We start from the raw sequence: 16,925 nt of genomic DNA on the forward strand, positions 1-16,925 counted from the left end.
CGGCCAGCGCACTAAACCTCTTTCCCTGAACGGGTTCAAATGCTCTAACATGAATTTAACGAGCTGCAGCACGATACAATGCGGCGCGAGTGATTTCGACTAGGGGCAGTTGGAGCCATCTGATGCAGAGAAGCAGGCCGCGAGGCATTCTGGGGTGCTGGCTTTTGGGCACTCTGACGGCTTTGGCGCCAACCGCTCTGTTCGCACTTGAAACCACACTGACGGCCCCCGGCGCCCCCAAGGAACTGGTTGAGCGTCTTAAGGAAACCTCCTCGGTCACAACTGCCGAAGCGCGTGGGCTCGATACGCCTCTGGAGATTTTGTCTGCCGCCCTGTCCGATTACCGCACGATCGTTCAGATCATGTATGACGAGGGGTATTTCGCCCCGGTTGTCAGCATCAAACTGGATGGGCAAGAGGCCGCGACCATCAGCTCTCTGACCGTGCCTGCGCAAATCAACCGCGCCACGATCACTGTTGATCCCGGGCCTCCATACAACTTCGGAACCGCGGTGGTGCAACCACTGGCCCCCGAAACCGAACTGCCTGCTGATTTTGCCACCGGAAAACGAGCAACCACCGGTGCGATTCAACAGGCCGCTTCGGCCGGAGTTCAGGGCTGGCGGGATGCAGGTCACGCGAAGGCCGATGTGGCCGATCAAAAGGTCATCGCACGTCACGCTCAGGCACGTCTGGATGCTCAGATTGATCTTGATCCCGGACGTCGGCTGACATTCGGCAAGATGTTCATCCATGGCGACACGGATGTCCGCACCCGTTCAATTGAAAAGATCGCCGGTTTTCCGACGGGCGAGGTCTATTCACCGCAACAGATTCAAAAGGTCGGCACCCGGTTGCGCCGCACCGGAACATTCAGTGTCGTTTCGATTCAGGAGCGCGATACACCCAATCCCGATGGTACGCTGGATTTTGATGCAACATTCGAAGATCTGCCCAAACGTCGACTGACGTTCGGTGTCGAGCTTGCATCCCGGGATGGTCTCGACATCACAGCAACCTGGACCCACCGTAACGTTTTTAAACGGGCCGAGCGGCTACGCTTTGAAGCTGCCATCCGAAACATAGGCGGGGCCGAAGATATTGATGGTCGCATCGGCCTGCGTCTTGATCAACCCGATCGTCTGGGGCCGGATGACAACACTTTCTGGAGCGCGTTGCTGGAGCGCAGAAACACAGAGAATTACAATGTGAGCGTTGCCTCGTTGGCCTATGGTGCACGTCGCACATTCTCTGACAGGCTTTATGCCGAAGCAGCCGTTGGCTTCTCGGTATCGAACGCAGATGACGCATATGGTGATGGCCGCAAGTTTCGATACTTCATCGTTCCGTTCCGTTCTGAATGGGATGAACGCGACAGCAAGGTAAGTGCTACGCGCGGCTTTTATCTGGATAGCCAGGCCATGCCATTCGTTGGCGTTTCAGGAACCAAATCAGGTCTGCGGCTATTCTTTGACGGTCGCGCCTACACGGATCTTCGCACTTCTGGTCGGCTGGTACTGGCCGGTCGCATACAGCTTGGGTCTGTAATCGGACCTCCGGCAGATGGGGTGACACCTGACTTTCTGTTCTTCTCGGGCGGGGCCGGAACGGTTCGCGGTCAACCCTATGAGAGTCTGGGCATTCCTGTTGGCACAGGGGTTGCGGGCGGTAAGTCTTTCCTTGGCTTCTCGGGTGAAGTGCGCGGCAAAGTATCAGAAAAGTTGTCGCTGGTTGGGTTTTACGACTACGGTATGGTCGATACTTCGTCCTTCGTAACCGCAGACGCAGAATTCCATTCAGGTGCGGGGATCGGCGTCAGGTATGATCTGGGCGGCTTCGGGCCGCTTCGGTTTGATCTGGCCTACCCCGTTCAGGGCGATACCGGCGATGGGTTGCAATTCTATCTTGGGATCGGACAAGCCTTTTGATGCGACGCGTTTCATATCCTCTGGTCTTTACAACCATGATGGTCGCAGCGCCTGTTGCAGTGCAGGCGCAGGAGGATGGCGGCGGCAGCATGCTCGAAAATTTCCTGCAGGACACGCTGTCCGGGGAAGACCGGAACATCAAGGTTATCGGGCTGCAGGGCGCGCTGAGTTCTCGTGCAACTATCGAAGAGATTACGGTCGCGGATGACGAAGGCGTCTGGCTAACGGTTAAAAACGCGGTACTGGACTGGAACCGGCTGGCACTTATACGCGGCCGGTTTTCGGTAAACGCTTTGACCGCAGAAGAAATTGATGTCGCCCGGGCACCCGGTACGACAACAAAAGAGGCAGAACCCACCTCGGCAGAGACCCAGCCCTTTCAGCTTCCCGAGCTCCCCGTATCCATCGAAATTGGCGAGATACGTATTGACGAAGTCTCGCTGGGCGAACCGTTGATCGGCGTGGCCGCTGACCTTGCGGTGAACGGCAATCTATCGCTCGCGGATGGCGCGCTTGATACAAATCTAGCCATCAACCGGTTGGATCGATCCGGAGATTCAATCAATCTAGCCGCCGGGTTCCAGAATGAAACGCGGCAGATCGATCTGGATCTGACTGTGGCCGAAGCGTCTGGCGGCCTGATCTCGACTGCGCTGGGTATTCCCGACAGTCCGCCAATCGGGTTGACGGCCAAGGGATCAGGTCCGGTCACCGATTTTACTGCCGACATCGGATTGAGCAGCGACAATGTTGATCGGGTCTCCGGTCAGGTTCGATTGCGCAGTGCAGACCAGACAAATGAGACATCCACCGATGGCATCGCCTTCACTGCCGATCTGAATGGCGACCTGACCCCGTTTCTGGCTGAGAACATGGATACGTTCTTTGGCACAGACACACGCTTGTTCGTCGATGGGCAAACCCATTCCGATGGCGCGCTGGATATTTCGGATATCGAAATCACCTCGCAGGCGCTGAAACTGGAAAGCCAACTCAGTCTTGCAGCAGGTGGCAAATTGCAATTGGCTGCATTGCAGGGCCGCATCACGCCGCCTGATGGAGACAAGGTAGTTTTGCCGGTCAGCGGTGGTGACACTTCGATTGGTGCAGCCCAGATTTCGGCACTGTTCGACGCAAAGAACGGTAATCTCTGGGACTTGAGCGTTACGGCAGACGACGTCAACGCGCGTCAGATCAGTCTGAACCACGCGCGTATTACCGGTCAGGGGACCCTGGACCAGACCAGCGGCCTGAGCGTCGATGGTGACCTGCAGGCGGCGCTCGACGGGATTGATATGGCCGATCCCGCGCTCAATACCGCCATTGGTGACCGCATCACTCTAGATGGTCAGTTCGACTATGGAAGCGATCAGTCGCTTAGGCTGTCGGGCTTTGAACTGGTCGGCAGCGACTATGAACTTGGGGCCGATGCGCTGATCAGTGGGCTCGCAACCGGTCTGCAGATCGATGGCTCAGCTTCGTTACAGGCGACCGATCTGTCGCGCTTTTCCGAACTCGCCAAACTCGACTTTGGCGGATCCGCTTCGGCTCGGGTTGAAGGCAACGGATCGCCGCTGGAAGGCAGTTTTGACGGTAAACTGGTTGTCAGCGGGCGCGACCTTTCCACCGGTCGCGATGACATTGATCCGGTAATTGCCGGAGAAACCGACATCGTACTGGATGGCAAACGCGGATCTGACGGTGTGACCATTCGGGAGTTCACCATCACTGGTGAAACCCTCAATGCACAGGCGAATGGCGATGTCACCACCCCGGATGGGAACCTGACCATTGACGGGCAAGCCAGTGTAAACGCCACCGATTTGTCGATCTTCTCAGGCCTCGCGCAGCGAGATCTGTCAGGTGCATTGCAAGCGCAGCTCGACGGCAAGGGAACGGTTCAGACACTCGAGTTTGACGGCACGGCCAGCGTAACCGGTGATGACATCCAAACCGGCATGACAGAGTTTGACCCGCTGCTGACCGGACGTACAACCATCAAATTTGACGGCGCCAAATCCGGCGATCAGGTGGTAATCCGAAATGCCACCGTCAATGGCAAAGCGCTGACCGCGCGTGTTGCGGCTACAATCGATGACCTTACTGGCAACCTGTCCGTCGATGGGCAGGCGCAGGTCAACGCACCTGATCTGTCTTTATTCTCTGGTCTTGCCGGTCGTGATCTGGCTGGATCGGTCAAAGCGAATGCAAAAGGCAAAGGTGCAAAGGGCAGCAAGACCTTCGATATTCAGGGCAGTGTGGATGCCAACGACATCAAAACCGGCATCGATACAGTCGATTCTCTTATCCAGGGGCGCACCACACTCACGGTAGACGCATTGAATGACGATCAGGGGCTGAATATCCGAAACTTCCGCCTCAGCGGAACGGCCTTGTCCGCCAACGCGTCAGGTCAACTGGACCGGGACGCTGGCGGACTGAATTTCTCTGCTGCATTGGATGATCTCAGCCGTCTGTCGGCCACTTTGTCTGGACCGCTGAAATTGGATGGCAACGTGGCCCCGACAGACACCGGGATTGAGGGCACTGCACGGCTTCAGGGGCCTGACAGCTCCTACGCCAATCTCGTGGGAACTGTCGACACCAACGGCGCAGCCGATCTGGACTTCGATGCGAAATTCAATCGTATCGAACGTTTTGCACCAGAATTCCCGGGCAGCCTTGCAGCCAAAGGCAGCGCCAAGAGCGACAACGGTGAATGGACGATCGATGCGAGCGCAGAAGGCCCGGCAGGCATCAATGGAAAAGTGGCCGGCACCTTTGACGAGGCAACAACCGAGGCCGACCTGACCGCTCAGGGCAGCGTGAATATCGGTATCGCAAATATCTTTATCACCCCCAACAAGATCGACGGAACCGCTCAGTTTAATCTGGCGTTGAAAGGTAAACCGTCGCTGGATGCGCTGAGCGGGTCGGTCACCACTTCGGGCACCTCGATGGCAATCCCGGATGTCGGCCTGACCTTTACCGGCATCGGAGGATCGGTCGATCTGGCGCAAAGCCGGGCCACGGTCTCTCTGCAGGGTGGGGTCCGTGCCGGAGGGACCTTTACTGTCAGTGGCCCAGTAGATCTCAAACCACCTTTCAATGCGCAGATCACGACAGCGCTCAATAATCTCGTGCTGACAGATCAGTTGCTGTACGAAACGATCCTGAACGGCCAAATTGCGTTGACGGGGGCACTGGCGGGGAACAGCTCGCTCGCCGGGCAGATCAACTTTGGCGAAACCAATATCAATCTTGCCGCGGCTACCGGTGCCGTCGGCGCGGCACCGATCCCCGAGATCGAACACCTGAACGAAAGCAACGCCAGCTATGTCACCCGGGAACGGGCCGGACTGGTCGAAGTGGAAGGCGCCAAAAAAAGTAACTCGCGCATCTCTCTGGACATTGGCCTATCGGCACCCAAAGCAGTCTTTGTACGCGGTCGCGGTGTAAACGCTGAACTCGGCGGCCGCATCCAGATCGGAGGGACAACGGCCGCTGTCGTTCCATCAGGGCAGATCGAACTGATCCGGGGTAACATCGACATTCTCGGGCGCCGACTGGCCCTGACCAAAGGCATCGTCACGCTGCAAGGCGACCTGACGCCCTATATCGAGTTCGAATCTTCGACCAGTACGTCTGATGGCACTGCCACAATCGAAATCGCCGGTCCGCTGGATTCACCCGAAGTTGATGTCTTCTCAGACCCGGAACGCCCGGCAGAAGAAGCGCTGGCGATGCTGTTGTTCGGTAATCGTTTCTCAGAGCTCTCCCCATTCGTCATCGCCCAGATGGCAGCTTCTCTGGCGCAGCTGAGCGGCGCAGGCGGGGACGCGACCAAAGGTCTGAGGGACGCAACCGGTGTCGATACGATCGATATTGGCGCAACCGAAGGCGGCGCTGGCCGTCTGGGCGCCGGCGCATATCTCAGTGACAATCTCTACACCGATTTCACTGTGAATACTGAGGGCGACACTGAGGTGAACCTGAACCTCGATGTCACAGACAGTTTCACGGTACGTGGCACGGTAGACGGACGTGGAGAAACCGGCATTGGTATCTTTTTTGAACGCGACTATTAAATGCCTCTCGAAGCGGTGACTTGACCCTCTGTCAGGGGCATGCAGGATCGGCTTGAAACAGCAGCCGAGCCATTATGACCTTTACCACACGCCCCGAAATCGCCGGTACATTCGGTGTCGCGACAAGCACGCACTGGATTGCATCTGCCGTCGGCATGAAGATCCTTGAACAAGGCGGCAACGCCTTTGATGCCGCCGCTGCCATGGGGTTTGTCCTGCATGTGGTCGAGCCACATCTGAACGGCCCGCTTGGCGATATGCCAATGCTGATCAAACCTGCAGGCTCGGAAACACCAACCATGGTCTGCGGTCAGGGTACCGCGCCTGCCGGGGCCACGATCGCGCATTACCGGGATCAGGGTTTACAGCGCATACCTGGCACGGGGCTTTTGGCCACCGTTATTCCCGGCGCCTTTGATGCGTGGATGATCACGCTGCGTGATCATGGTTCACTGCCTCTGCGCGACATACTGGAACCAGCCATCCACTATGCCGAGTTTGGACATCCGGCCCTGCCCCGTGTTGCCAATACGATTGCCGGTTTGGCTGAGTTTTTTCGCGATGAATGGCCAACTTCCTATGATACGTGGGTACCGGGCGGATCGGCTCCGCACGCTGGGGCGTTGATGCGAAATGCGCAGCTTGCTGCAACCTGGCAGCGGCTGCTGAACGAAGCGGAAACGGTTGGCGATAGAACCGCACAAATCGAAAAGGCGCGACAGGTTTTCTATCGCGGGTTCATTGCCGAGACCATCGACCATTTTCTACGCGAAGCCTGCGTTATGGATGCGTCGGGCCAACGGCACAAGGGCGTTCTGACTGGGCAGGACATGGCCGAATGGCAGGCCGGTTATGAGCCCCCAGTTTCAACCACCTATCACGACTGGACTGTCTGGAAGGGTGGCACCTGGACCCAAGGACCCACGCTGTTGCAATCGCTCAATCTGCTGGCTGGGTTCGATTTGAACGCCGCAGATGATGTCGAGTTTGTCCATCTCGTGGCTGAAGCAATGAAGTTGAGCTTCGCCGACCGTGAGGCTTACTACGGGGACCCGACACAGATAGACATTCCCATCGATACACTTCTGTCAGCAGAATATGCAGATGCGCGCCGCGCTTTGATCAGTGCTTCTGCATCAACCGATCAAAGACCGGGTCGTCTTCCCGGATATGAGCATTGGGTCGATGCGACGCTTACCCATGCGGCCGAAGCCTATCAGCCAGCAGATCAGATCGGCGCGGGTGAGCCTACCATGGCGCATCTGACTGAAAAGCGCGGCGACACGGTACATCTGGACGTAATCGACCGCTGGGGCAACATGGTGTCCGCCACACCTTCGGGCGGGTGGCTGCAGTCTTCTCCGGTTGTTCCCGGGCTTGGAATGCCGCTCAACACGCGCGCTCAGATGTTCTGGCTTGAGGAGGGATTGCCAACCTCACTAGCTCCAGGCCGACGCCCGCGCACGACCCTGTCGCCCAGCATGGCACGTGCACCTGATGGCAGCGAACTTGCCTTTGGCACACCCGGTGGCGACCAACAGGATCAGTGGCAGCTCATCTATCTGCTAAGACTGGTTCATCATGGCATGAATCTTCAGGAAGCTATTGATGCACCGCTGTTCCATACAGCTCACTTCCAAAGTTCGTTCTATCCTCGCGAAACAAGGCCCGGGCATTTGATGATCGAGCCGGGATTTGGGCCCGAAGCCATCGCTAACCTTCAGGCCCGCGGCCACAAAATCGAACAGGCAGAGCCCTGGACTGTGGGCAGATTGACGGCGGCGCGCCGACAGCCTGACGGCCTGCTGCATGCCGCAGCGACTCCGCGCCTGATGCAGGCCTATGCGATTGGGCGCTAAACCCACCTACTTCCGGCGAATTCCGATTGGTTGGCCGATCTGAGATACCGGCTCCAGTCCGCTGTGATCCTGCACCATTTGCGCAAGTCGAGCGGCGGCCCAGCCGGGATAGGGTATGGAGCGCCCCGTTTCGTGGCAGACATTCATAAACAACGCTTCCTGCGTTGCACACAGGCTGTGATCGGACTCAGTCAACATCTCAGCGAAGTAGTGCCCGCGCTTGTGATCGGCATCCAGCAGGCGAACTCGGATATAAAACGCCTCACCTTCCAAGACCTCTCGCACAAAATGCAGATGCGACTGGATGATGTATGGGCCCTGCCCGGACTGAGCCACCTGCACTTCACCGAGACCCAGATGGTCAACCATGAATAGCTCGAGCGCGTTGTCAAAGGCGACCCCGTAGTAGCCGACGTTCATATGGCCATTGTAGTCGATCCACTCTGGTTTTGCGGTAAAACCGTGAACTTCGATCGGCGCGGGATAGGGCCCGTCGTATCCCGCTCCTGTCGTTTCAGCTGATGACACGTACGTCTTCCTCCGTGTGTTCATGCACTCATGATGCAGCAGAGCGCCCGCCGCGAAAACCTGTATCGCTACCCGGGCCGCAGCGTTATTCGGTACGCTGACCAGATTGGACGCATCAGACACCTAATCACATGAAAAGAGACCTATTCCTCAAAAATAGCCACGGCCCGTACAAACCCGGCAGAAGCACCTTTGATCTTGAAAGGGAAACAGGAAATCTCGAACCCTGTTGGTGGCAGGTCTTCCAGATTGGTCAGCTTTTCAATGTGGCAATACCCGATATCCATCGAGGCGCGGTGTCCCTCCCAGATGATCGAGGGGTCATGCGTTTCTGCATATTCCTGCGCGGTCAAAGGAAATGGGGCATCCCAGCTCCAGGCATCGGTACCGGTTACACGTACCCCACGTTCTGTTAGATAAAGCGTCGCCCCGCGCCCGATCCCGCAGCCTTTCATCAGATAGTCAGCCTCGCCATAGCGCGTCCCAGCAGCAGTATTGACCACAACGATATCAAGCGGCTGCAACTCGTGACCGATGCGTTTCAGTTCGGCTTCGATATCGGCTGCGGTGGCGACGTAGCCATCATCGAAATGGCGGAAATCCAGTTTTACGCCGGGGTTCATGCACCATTCTAATGGGACTTCGTCGATTGTGATCGCACGCTCGCCTTTGTTCATGGTCGAATGATGGTGATACGGCGCATCCAGATGGGTTCCGTTATGTGTCGCGATCTGAAGCCGCTCAATGGCCCAACCTTCCCCACCGGGCAGGTCTTCTTTTTTCAATCCTGGAAAGAATGACATGACCTGCTCTGCAGTCTGGTCATGGCTCATGTACTCAATATCCGGCAACATGATCGGCGGGTCCGATACGATACCGGTTTCCAAAGGTACGGACAGATCGACAAAACGGCGCGGCATGAATTCCTCCCCGGCTGCACTCCACCTAAGGGTTGGCTGCGCGTAAGCGACTGTCAAGAAGTGAAAAAGGCGACCCTTTCGGGCCGCCTGATCCTGCTTCGTGAGTGGTAGTGGTATTACTCCGCCGCGATGGCGTCTTTGATCTTCTCGACCCGGATCGCCGAGAACTTGAACTCGGGGATTTTACCATAGGGGTCTATGGCCGAGTTGGTCAGGATGTTCGCCGCTGCTTCAACATAGGCAAACGGGATGAACACCATATCCTCGGCAATGGCTCGGTCAGCCCGCACCATGATCTCGATTGAGCCACGGCGAGTCGTCAGACGGATCATTTCACCCGGCTCGATCCCCATCAGTTTCAGCGTTCGCGGGTTCATCGAACAGTTCGCTTCCGGCTCAACAGCGTCCAGAACATTCGACCGGCGGGTCATCGAACCCGTATGCCAATGCTCCAGCTGACGACCCGTGGTGGCGATCATCGGATATTCCTCATCCGGTGCCTCATCCGGTGGGATGACGCTGGCCGGAGTGAACCTGGCCTTGCCGTCAGCACGCGGGAAGCCATCACCAAACACAATCGCCTGCCCAGGGTCAGTCTCGCTGAGCGAGGGGTAGGTGATCGTTTCGGTTTTCAGACGATCCCAAGTGATGTTGTCGAGCGAGTTCATCGTCAGCTTCATCTCGTCAAAGACCTGAGACACATCGGTGTAATCCCAGTTCAGACCGATCCGCTGTGCCAGTTCGACTGTGATCTTCCAGTCCTCGCGTGCCTCACCCGGAGGTGCCACGGCCGGACGCACCCGCTGCACCTGACGGTTGGTGTTCGACACGGTTCCGTTCTTTTCATAAAGCGCAGAGGCGGGCAAGATGATGTCCGCATAGTTCGCGGTCTCGGTCAGGAAGATATCCTGCACGATCATCAGCTCCAGCTTGGCCAGCGCATCACGCGCGTGGCTAACATCCGGGTCTGACATGGCCGGGTTTTCACCCTGAATGTACATACCCTTGATGTTGCCCGCATAGGCTTGGTCGATAATCTCGGTGACTGTCAGGCCCTTCTCGTTCGAGAAATCGTCCGAGTCCCACACGTTATTGAACTTCGCGCGGATACTGTCATCGGTGACCGACTGATAGTCCGGCAGGAACATCGGGATCAGGCCTGCATCAGACGCGCCCTGCACGTTGTTCTGACCACGCAGCGGGTGCAGACCGGCACCGGGCTTACCGACATTGCCGGTCATCAACGCGAGACTGATCAAGCAGCGCGAGTTGTCCGTTCCGTGGATGTGCTGGCTAACCCCCATACCCCAGAAGATCAGGCCGGCCTTGGCCTGCGCAAAGGTGCGCGCGACACGGCGCAACTGATCCGGTTCGATGCCACAAATCGGCGCCATCGCCTCGGGCGTGAACTGACGCAGGTGCTCTTTCTCGGCTTCCCAGTTTTCGGTCCAGCGGTGGATGTACTGGCTGTCGTACAGTTCCTCTTCGACGATCACGTTCATGATCGCATTGAGCATCGAGACATCAGCACCCGGACGGAACTGCAGCATCTCGTCTGCGAACTTGCGCATGCCAACGCCGCGCGGGTCCATCACGATCAGCTTGCCGCCACGTTTGGTGAACTGCTTGAAGTAAGTCGCCGCAACCGGGTGGTTCTCGATCGGGTTAGCCCCGATGATGATCACCACGTCCGAATTTTCGACCTCATTGAAGGTCGCGGTCACCGCTCCTGAACCAACGTTTTCGATCAACGCCGCCACGGAAGAGGCGTGACACAGACGGGTGCAGTGGTCGACGTTGTTGTGCTTGAAGCCCTGACGAATGAACTTCTGGAACAGATAAGCTTCTTCGTTCGTGCATTTGGCCGAACCAAAACCTGCAACTGAACGCGGATCTTCGGCGCGTAGAGCTTTCAGTTTAGTGGCGGCCAAATCCATCGCCTCTTCCCACGTTGCTTCGCGGAAGTGGGTCGACAGATTGCCCGGATCTACGTTCAGGCCCTTCTCAGGCGCATCCTCACGCCGGATCAGCGGCTTGGTCAGGCGGTGCGGGTGGTGGATATAGTCAAAGCCAAAGCGACCTTTGACACACAGGCGACCTTCGTTCGCAGGGCCGTTGATGCCCTCGACATACTTGACCTTGCCGTCTTTGACTTTCAGCGAGACCTTGCAGCCCACACCGCAGAATGGGCAGACGCTTTCGGTCTCGGAATCATAGTCCTTGCTGTCGCCCTGCTGCTTGTCGTCCAAGACAGTTGCAGGCATCAGCGCACCGGTTGGGCAGGCCTGAACGCATTCGCCACACGCCACACAGGTTGATGCGCCCATCGGGTCGTTCTGGTCAAACACAACCTGTGAGGTGTGGCCACGACCAGCCATGCCGATCACGTCATTGACCTGCACTTCACGGCATGCACGCACGCAGAGGTTGCAGTTGATACAGGCGTCCAGGTTGACGCGCATTGCAACGTGGCTGTCGTCCAGCAGCGGGATTTTGTCGGCCTCTTTTGCCGGGAAACGGCTGTCGCTGACATCGTTCAGCTTGGCCATATCCCAGAAGTGGCTCGATTTGTCATGCGCTTCCTCGGGCTGGTCGGCAACCAGCAGTTCCATGACCATGGCCCGTGATTTCTCGGCGCGGTCGCTGTCGGTCTTGACGACCATTCCCTCGGCTGCAGGACGGATACACGAGGCGACCAGAGTGCGCTCGCCTTCCACCTCGACCATACAGGCGCGGCAGTTGCCGTCGGGGCGATAGCCCGGCTGTGGCTTGTGGCACAGGTGGGGGATAGTGAACCCCTGCCCCTTGGCGGCTTCCCAGATGGTCCAGCCCTCGGGGACGGTAACGTCTTCGCCGTTCAGGTTGAAGGTGACGGTCTTGGTTGGGCTTGCATCAAGCATGGCTCTGTCTCCCTCAGATTTCGTCAGCGAAATGTTTCATGACAAGGCGGATCGGGTTCGGAGCGGCCTGCCCCAGACCGCAGATAGACGCGTCGCCCATGACCTGGCACAGGTCTTCCAACAGGTCCTGATCCCACTTGTCGGCCTGCATCAGCTTTACCGCCTTTTCGCAACCCGCCCGGCAGGGCGTACACTGGCCGCAGCTTTCATCTTCAAAGAACCGCAGCATGTTCAGCGCCGCATCGCGGGCCGTGTCCTGATCAGACAGAACCACAACCGCGGCAGAACCGATGAAGGTGCCCAGCGGCTGCAGTGTGTCAAAGTCGAGCGGGACGTCGTCGATGCTGGAGGGGAGAAGACCTGACGACGGCCCGCCCGGTTGATACGCCTTGAATACATGACCTTCGGCCATGCCGCCGGCGGCATCAATCACGTCAAGAATGGTCGACCCTGCTGGCAGCAGGTAAACACCAGGCTTCGCCACACGGCCCGAAACCGAGTAGCTGCGCAGACCTTTGCGGCCATTCTTTTCAACAGAATTCAGGATCTGCGGCCCTTCGCGGCAGATCTTCGAGACCCAATAGAGTGTCTCAACATTGTGCACGAGCGTTGGACGGTTAAACACCCCAACCTGCGCCACGAACGGAGGACGGTGACGCGGCAGGCCCTTTTTGCCCTCAATCGACTCGATCATCGCGGATTCTTCACCGCAGATGTAAGCACCAGCACCGCGGCGCAGGTCGATGTAGCCTGGCTCAACGATTCCTGCCTCTTCCAGCGCGGTGATTTCGCGGCGAAGAATTTCCAAAACGGCCGGATATTCGTCGCGCATGTAGATGAAGCAGGTCTCAGCCTCGACCGCCCAGGCAGCGATCAGCATGCCCTCAAGAAAGACATGCGGCGTACGCTCCAGATAGTAGCGATCCTTGAATGTACCGGGCTCGCCCTCATCGCCGTTCACGGCAAGATAGCGCGGACCTTCGTTCATTCGAACAAAGCCCCATTTCTTGCCGGACGGGAAACCAGCACCGCCCAAACCGCGCAAGCCCGAGGACAGGACATCTTCCTGTACCTTTTCCCAGTCGCCACCGTCGCGCAGTTCTTTCAGCTTGGCATAGCCGCCATCAGCCTCATAGGCCGCAAAGGTTTCGTAGTCGGGTAGGTGAGCATGGGTATCATCGGCAGCAATGGCAGCCTTCACTTTTTCCGGTGTCGCGTGGTCGATGTGGTTGTGACCGATCTCGAGCACTGGAGCGGTGTCACAACGGCCCATACACGGCGCGCGCAGCACACGAACTTCGGAAGGATCAAGCCCATCTTCCAGCGCCTTCTGCAACTGCTGAGCACCAGCCATTTCGCAGGACAGGGAATCGCAGACACGGATCGTCAACGCCGGAGGGGGCGTTTCATCCTCTTTGACCACATCGAAATGGGCATAGAAGGTCGCAGTTTCGTAAACCTCGGCCTGCCCGATCCGCATCTCGACGGCCAGAGCGGCGATGTGATCGGCGCTGATATGGCCATGCTCATCCTGAATCAAATGCAGGAACTCGATCAGCAGGTCGCGGCGGCGCGGGCGATCGCCCAACAGGCGCGCAATTTCGGCCTGTGCTTCATCCGTAAACTGTCGGCCTTTGGGCGTGTGCCGCCCCTTGCCTTTACCTGACTTCCAAACGCCCTTTGCGTCGGATGGCTTGGTATCCAGTGGTGCCATGCTTTCCTCCGTATGAGACATCCGTCTCTCATCAGAGTAGCATATCGTCAAATCGCAAATCTCAATCGCACGATAACGACAGGTTATCACCGTAAAGACGTCACAACAGCGCGTAAAGCCTCGACAGTTGGCAATTCCGGATCCCGCGTCAGTGTGGCCAGACAAATTGGTTTACTTACAACAGGATCGACCAGGGGCAGAACTTTCGTCCCCTTCAGATCGCCCAGCGCACGAACCAGTACACGGGGTACAACAGTTGCCGCCAATCCTTCGCGTGCCATGACCATGGACGCTGTAAATCCGCTGGTTTCGGCAACAACATCGGGATGCAGCCCCTGATCAGCAAAGATTCGGTCGAGAATGCGCCGGTTCTGCATCTGAGGCTCCAGCAAGCTCAAAGGAAACTCGGCCACTCGCGCCCAGGGAACCGGCCCGGTTTCGTCTGTCATATGCGTCGGAACAAGCAATACGTACGTTTCCTCGTAGAGCGGCTGTACCTGACGAAGATCAGTCCCAATACTGTCGCCATAGGTCACGCCTGCATCCAGACTCCCCTCGTCCAACCGATGCTGGATGGCGGAAGCGGACATCGTCTCGATGCGCGTCACAATACGCGGGTGCGCCTGCCGCAATCGCTTGGTGAGCCGCCCGGTAAATGCAATTGCAGTTGGGATCACACCAAGGATGAGAGTACCCGTGATCTCACCTTTGGCCGCCAGCACCTGCTGTTCGAGTGCCTTGGTATCATCCAGTATACGACGTGCCCGCTGGACGATCATCTCGCCTTCCTCAGTCAGACCCTGAAACCGATTGGCGCGACGGACGATGGAGACTCCCAGACGATCCTCAAGGTTGCGGATGCGCATGGAAAAGGCAGGCTGAGAAATCCCACATTCCTCCGCTGCCTTGGCAAAGTGTCGATGCCGCGCCAAAGCGCTGAGCAATTGCAAATCGCGGATTTCGATCATTCAGCGTTGTCCCAAATCTGACCAGATGCACAGTAACGCGTTTGCGTCGCGGTGAAAGCTATAGTTGTAGTCCGACTATGAAGTTGAGCTGTGAAACGCGCTTTCTTCTTTCACGAACAGCGCGCTATCTTGAAACAGAGTCGAGATGACAGGCGGAGGTTTCAATGGTCAGACAGCATATCGGCTTGGTCGCGCATGTATGGATACTGACAGTATTGCTTGCTTTTACGGCAGTAGGAGGTGCCATGGCACAGGAGAACGACATTTCAACAGCAAAAAACCTGTCCCGACAGGTCCTCGAAATGTGGGCCGCAGATTCCACGATTGATGAAACGATTTTCACTGATGGCTATCAGAACCATCAGGCCCCCTTGGCTACGGGAGGGACCGGCAGCATCGACCTGACCACCTGGGTCAGCATTGTCCAAGAGAACCATAAGGCCTTTCCAGACCTGAAGGTTGAGATTTTGGGGCAAACCGCCGAAGGCGACCGTGTATCCACCCACTGGCGCTTTTACGGAACCCAGAATGGCACTTATCTCGGGCTGCCCGCTACTGGGCGGTCGGTTGACTGGACCGGCATTCAGATCGACCGGTTTTCTAATGGCCAAATAGCAGAAAGCTGGGTTGTGTGGGATTTCTTCACGCAGCGACAACAGCTTGGTTTGGAAAACTAAGAGCCGCGAATACAGTGCGCCCGGCCTGCCAGTAGGCCGGGCAATTCAGCACTAATCAGGTGTTAAACAGGAAGTGCATCACATCGCCATCCTTGACGATGTAGCCCTTACCTTCGGCGCGCATCTTGCCAGCCTCTTTAGCGCCCTGCTCACCGTTTGCGGCGATGTAGTCGTCATAGGCGATGGTCTCGGCGCGGATGAAACCCTTTTCGAAGTCACCGTGGATCACACCCGCCGCCTGAGGTGCAGCGGTACCGGTGCGGATGGTCCAGGCGCGGGCCTCTTTGGGGCCAACGGTGAAATAGGTTTCCAATTTCAGCAGGTCATAGCCGGCGCGGATCAGACGGTCGAGACCGGGCTCTTCCAGTCCCATTTCCTCAAGGAACATCTGCGCCTCATCATCCTCCAGCAGGCTGATCTCTTCTTCGATCTTGGCGCTGATGATGACGTGAGAGTTGCCTTGTGCCGCAGCCATCTCGGCAACCTTGGCAGAATACTCGTTACCGTCTGCCGCTTCCTCTTCGGAAACGTTGCAGACGTAGAGGACTGGCTTGGTGGTCAGCAGTTGCAGCATCTTCCAGGCCTTGGCGTCTTCGTCCGATACTTCGACCAGTCGCGCGGGCTTGCCGTTTTCCAGCATCGCTTGCGCTTCGGCCAGCAGACGGTCCTGTTGCTGGGCCTCTTTGTCATTGCCCTTTAGCTTACGCACCAGATTGGCGCGACGCTTTTCGATGCTTTCCAGATCCGCCAGCATCAGTTCGGTCTCGATCGTGTCAGCATCGGCCACGGGATCGACGCGGCCGTCCACGTGGGTTACGTCGCCGTCTTCGAAGCAACGCAACACGTGGGCAATGGCGTCGGTTTCGCGGATGTTAGCCAGAAACTGGTTGCCCAGCCCCTCGCCCTTGGACGCACCCTTCACAAGGCCCGCAATATCCACGAATGTCATCCGGGTCGGGATGATCTGTTTTGAGCTGGCAATAGCCGCCAGTTTGTCCAGACGATCATCAGGTACAGCCACATCGCCCACATTGGGTTCGATGGTGCAGAACGGGAAGTTCGCCGCCTGTGCGGCTGCGGTTTTGGTCAACGCATTGAAGAGGGTCGACTTGCCTACATTCGGCAAACCCACGATTCCCATTTTAAAGCCCATGACGGTCTCCTGAAGCCATTCGACGGCTGCTTCTATGCAGGTCAGCGTCGATGCGCAAGCCAGACAAACGACCTGCAGAACTAGGATCAATTGGCAACATCACAAAATTGTTGTCGCCCTGCGCAGTTGCGCACATTGAAATTTGATCCCTAGGATGACCACCTAACGATTTGCGAACAAACAATTAGCG

At 57.4% G+C, this 16,925-nt stretch carries 10 protein-coding genes; 4 read left to right on the forward strand and 6 right to left on the reverse strand.

Annotated elements, in window-relative coordinates:
* The first annotated feature begins 122 nt into the window (after nucleotides 1-122).
* The 3 genes from ACR0CW_RS12735 to ACR0CW_RS12745 all read left to right on the forward strand — a co-directional run bounded on the left by ACR0CW_RS12735 (nucleotide 123) and on the right by ACR0CW_RS12745 (nucleotide 7,875).
* Nucleotides 123-1,928, forward strand: a complete 1,806-nt coding sequence (locus tag ACR0CW_RS12735) for an autotransporter assembly complex protein TamA (protein ID WP_480788084.1) — start codon at nucleotides 123-125, stop codon at nucleotides 1,926-1,928.
* A complete protein-coding gene (locus tag ACR0CW_RS12740; protein WP_480788085.1) occupies nucleotides 1,928-6,016 on the forward strand; it encodes a translocation/assembly module TamB domain-containing protein in 4,089 nt (1,362 codons plus the stop codon). The genes ACR0CW_RS12735 and ACR0CW_RS12740 overlap by 1 nt, the downstream gene beginning before the upstream one ends.
* A 74-nt stretch (nucleotides 6,017-6,090) precedes the next feature.
* Nucleotides 6,091-7,875 carry a gamma-glutamyltransferase family protein gene (locus ACR0CW_RS12745; RefSeq protein WP_480788086.1) on the forward strand — a complete coding sequence of 595 codons (1,785 nt, stop codon included), beginning with the start codon at nucleotides 6,091-6,093 and terminating at the stop codon, nucleotides 7,873-7,875.
* Nucleotides 7,876-7,881: 6 nt separating this feature from the next.
* Here the strand turns inward: ACR0CW_RS12745 and ACR0CW_RS12750 are convergent, their stop codons facing one another.
* From ACR0CW_RS12750 to ACR0CW_RS12770, 5 genes are all read right to left on the reverse strand, one after another.
* The gene (locus tag ACR0CW_RS12750; RefSeq protein WP_480788087.1) at nucleotides 7,882-8,403 is read right to left on the reverse strand and encodes a thioesterase family protein; all 522 of its coding nucleotides are present in this window, start codon (nucleotides 8,401-8,403) and stop codon (nucleotides 7,882-7,884) included.
* A gap of 143 nt (nucleotides 8,404-8,546) precedes the next feature.
* Complete coding sequence (locus ACR0CW_RS12755; RefSeq protein WP_480788088.1) at nucleotides 8,547-9,323, reverse strand: cyclase family protein; 777 nt, start codon at nucleotides 9,321-9,323, stop codon at nucleotides 8,547-8,549.
* Between the two features lie 116 nt (nucleotides 9,324-9,439).
* A complete protein-coding gene (gene fdhF, locus ACR0CW_RS12760; RefSeq protein ID WP_480788089.1) occupies nucleotides 9,440-12,223 on the reverse strand; it encodes a formate dehydrogenase subunit alpha in 2,784 nt (927 codons plus the stop codon).
* Between the two features lie 13 nt (nucleotides 12,224-12,236).
* The gene (locus ACR0CW_RS12765) at nucleotides 12,237-13,937 is read right to left on the reverse strand and encodes an NAD(P)H-dependent oxidoreductase subunit E (RefSeq protein ID WP_480788090.1); all 1,701 of its coding nucleotides are present in this window, start codon (nucleotides 13,935-13,937) and stop codon (nucleotides 12,237-12,239) included.
* Nucleotides 13,938-14,023: 86 nt separating this feature from the next.
* Nucleotides 14,024-14,905, reverse strand: coding sequence for a LysR family transcriptional regulator (locus tag ACR0CW_RS12770; RefSeq protein WP_155148986.1), 882 nt, complete (start codon nucleotides 14,903-14,905; stop codon nucleotides 14,024-14,026).
* Nucleotides 14,906-15,150: 245 nt separating this feature from the next.
* Here ACR0CW_RS12770 and ACR0CW_RS12775 point away from each other — a divergent pair, with 245 nt between their 5' ends.
* Nucleotides 15,151-15,582 carry an ester cyclase gene (locus ACR0CW_RS12775; RefSeq protein WP_480788091.1) on the forward strand — a complete coding sequence of 144 codons (432 nt, stop codon included), beginning with the start codon at nucleotides 15,151-15,153 and terminating at the stop codon, nucleotides 15,580-15,582.
* A 55-nt stretch (nucleotides 15,583-15,637) separates the two neighbouring features.
* Here the strand turns inward: ACR0CW_RS12775 and ychF are convergent, their stop codons facing one another.
* Nucleotides 15,638-16,735, reverse strand: a complete 1,098-nt coding sequence (gene ychF / locus ACR0CW_RS12780; protein WP_480742236.1) for a redox-regulated ATPase YchF — start codon at nucleotides 16,733-16,735, stop codon at nucleotides 15,638-15,640.
* Nucleotides 16,736-16,925: the final 190 nt, after the last annotated feature.

This window comes from Ruegeria sp. CH6, from assembly GCF_056537005.1.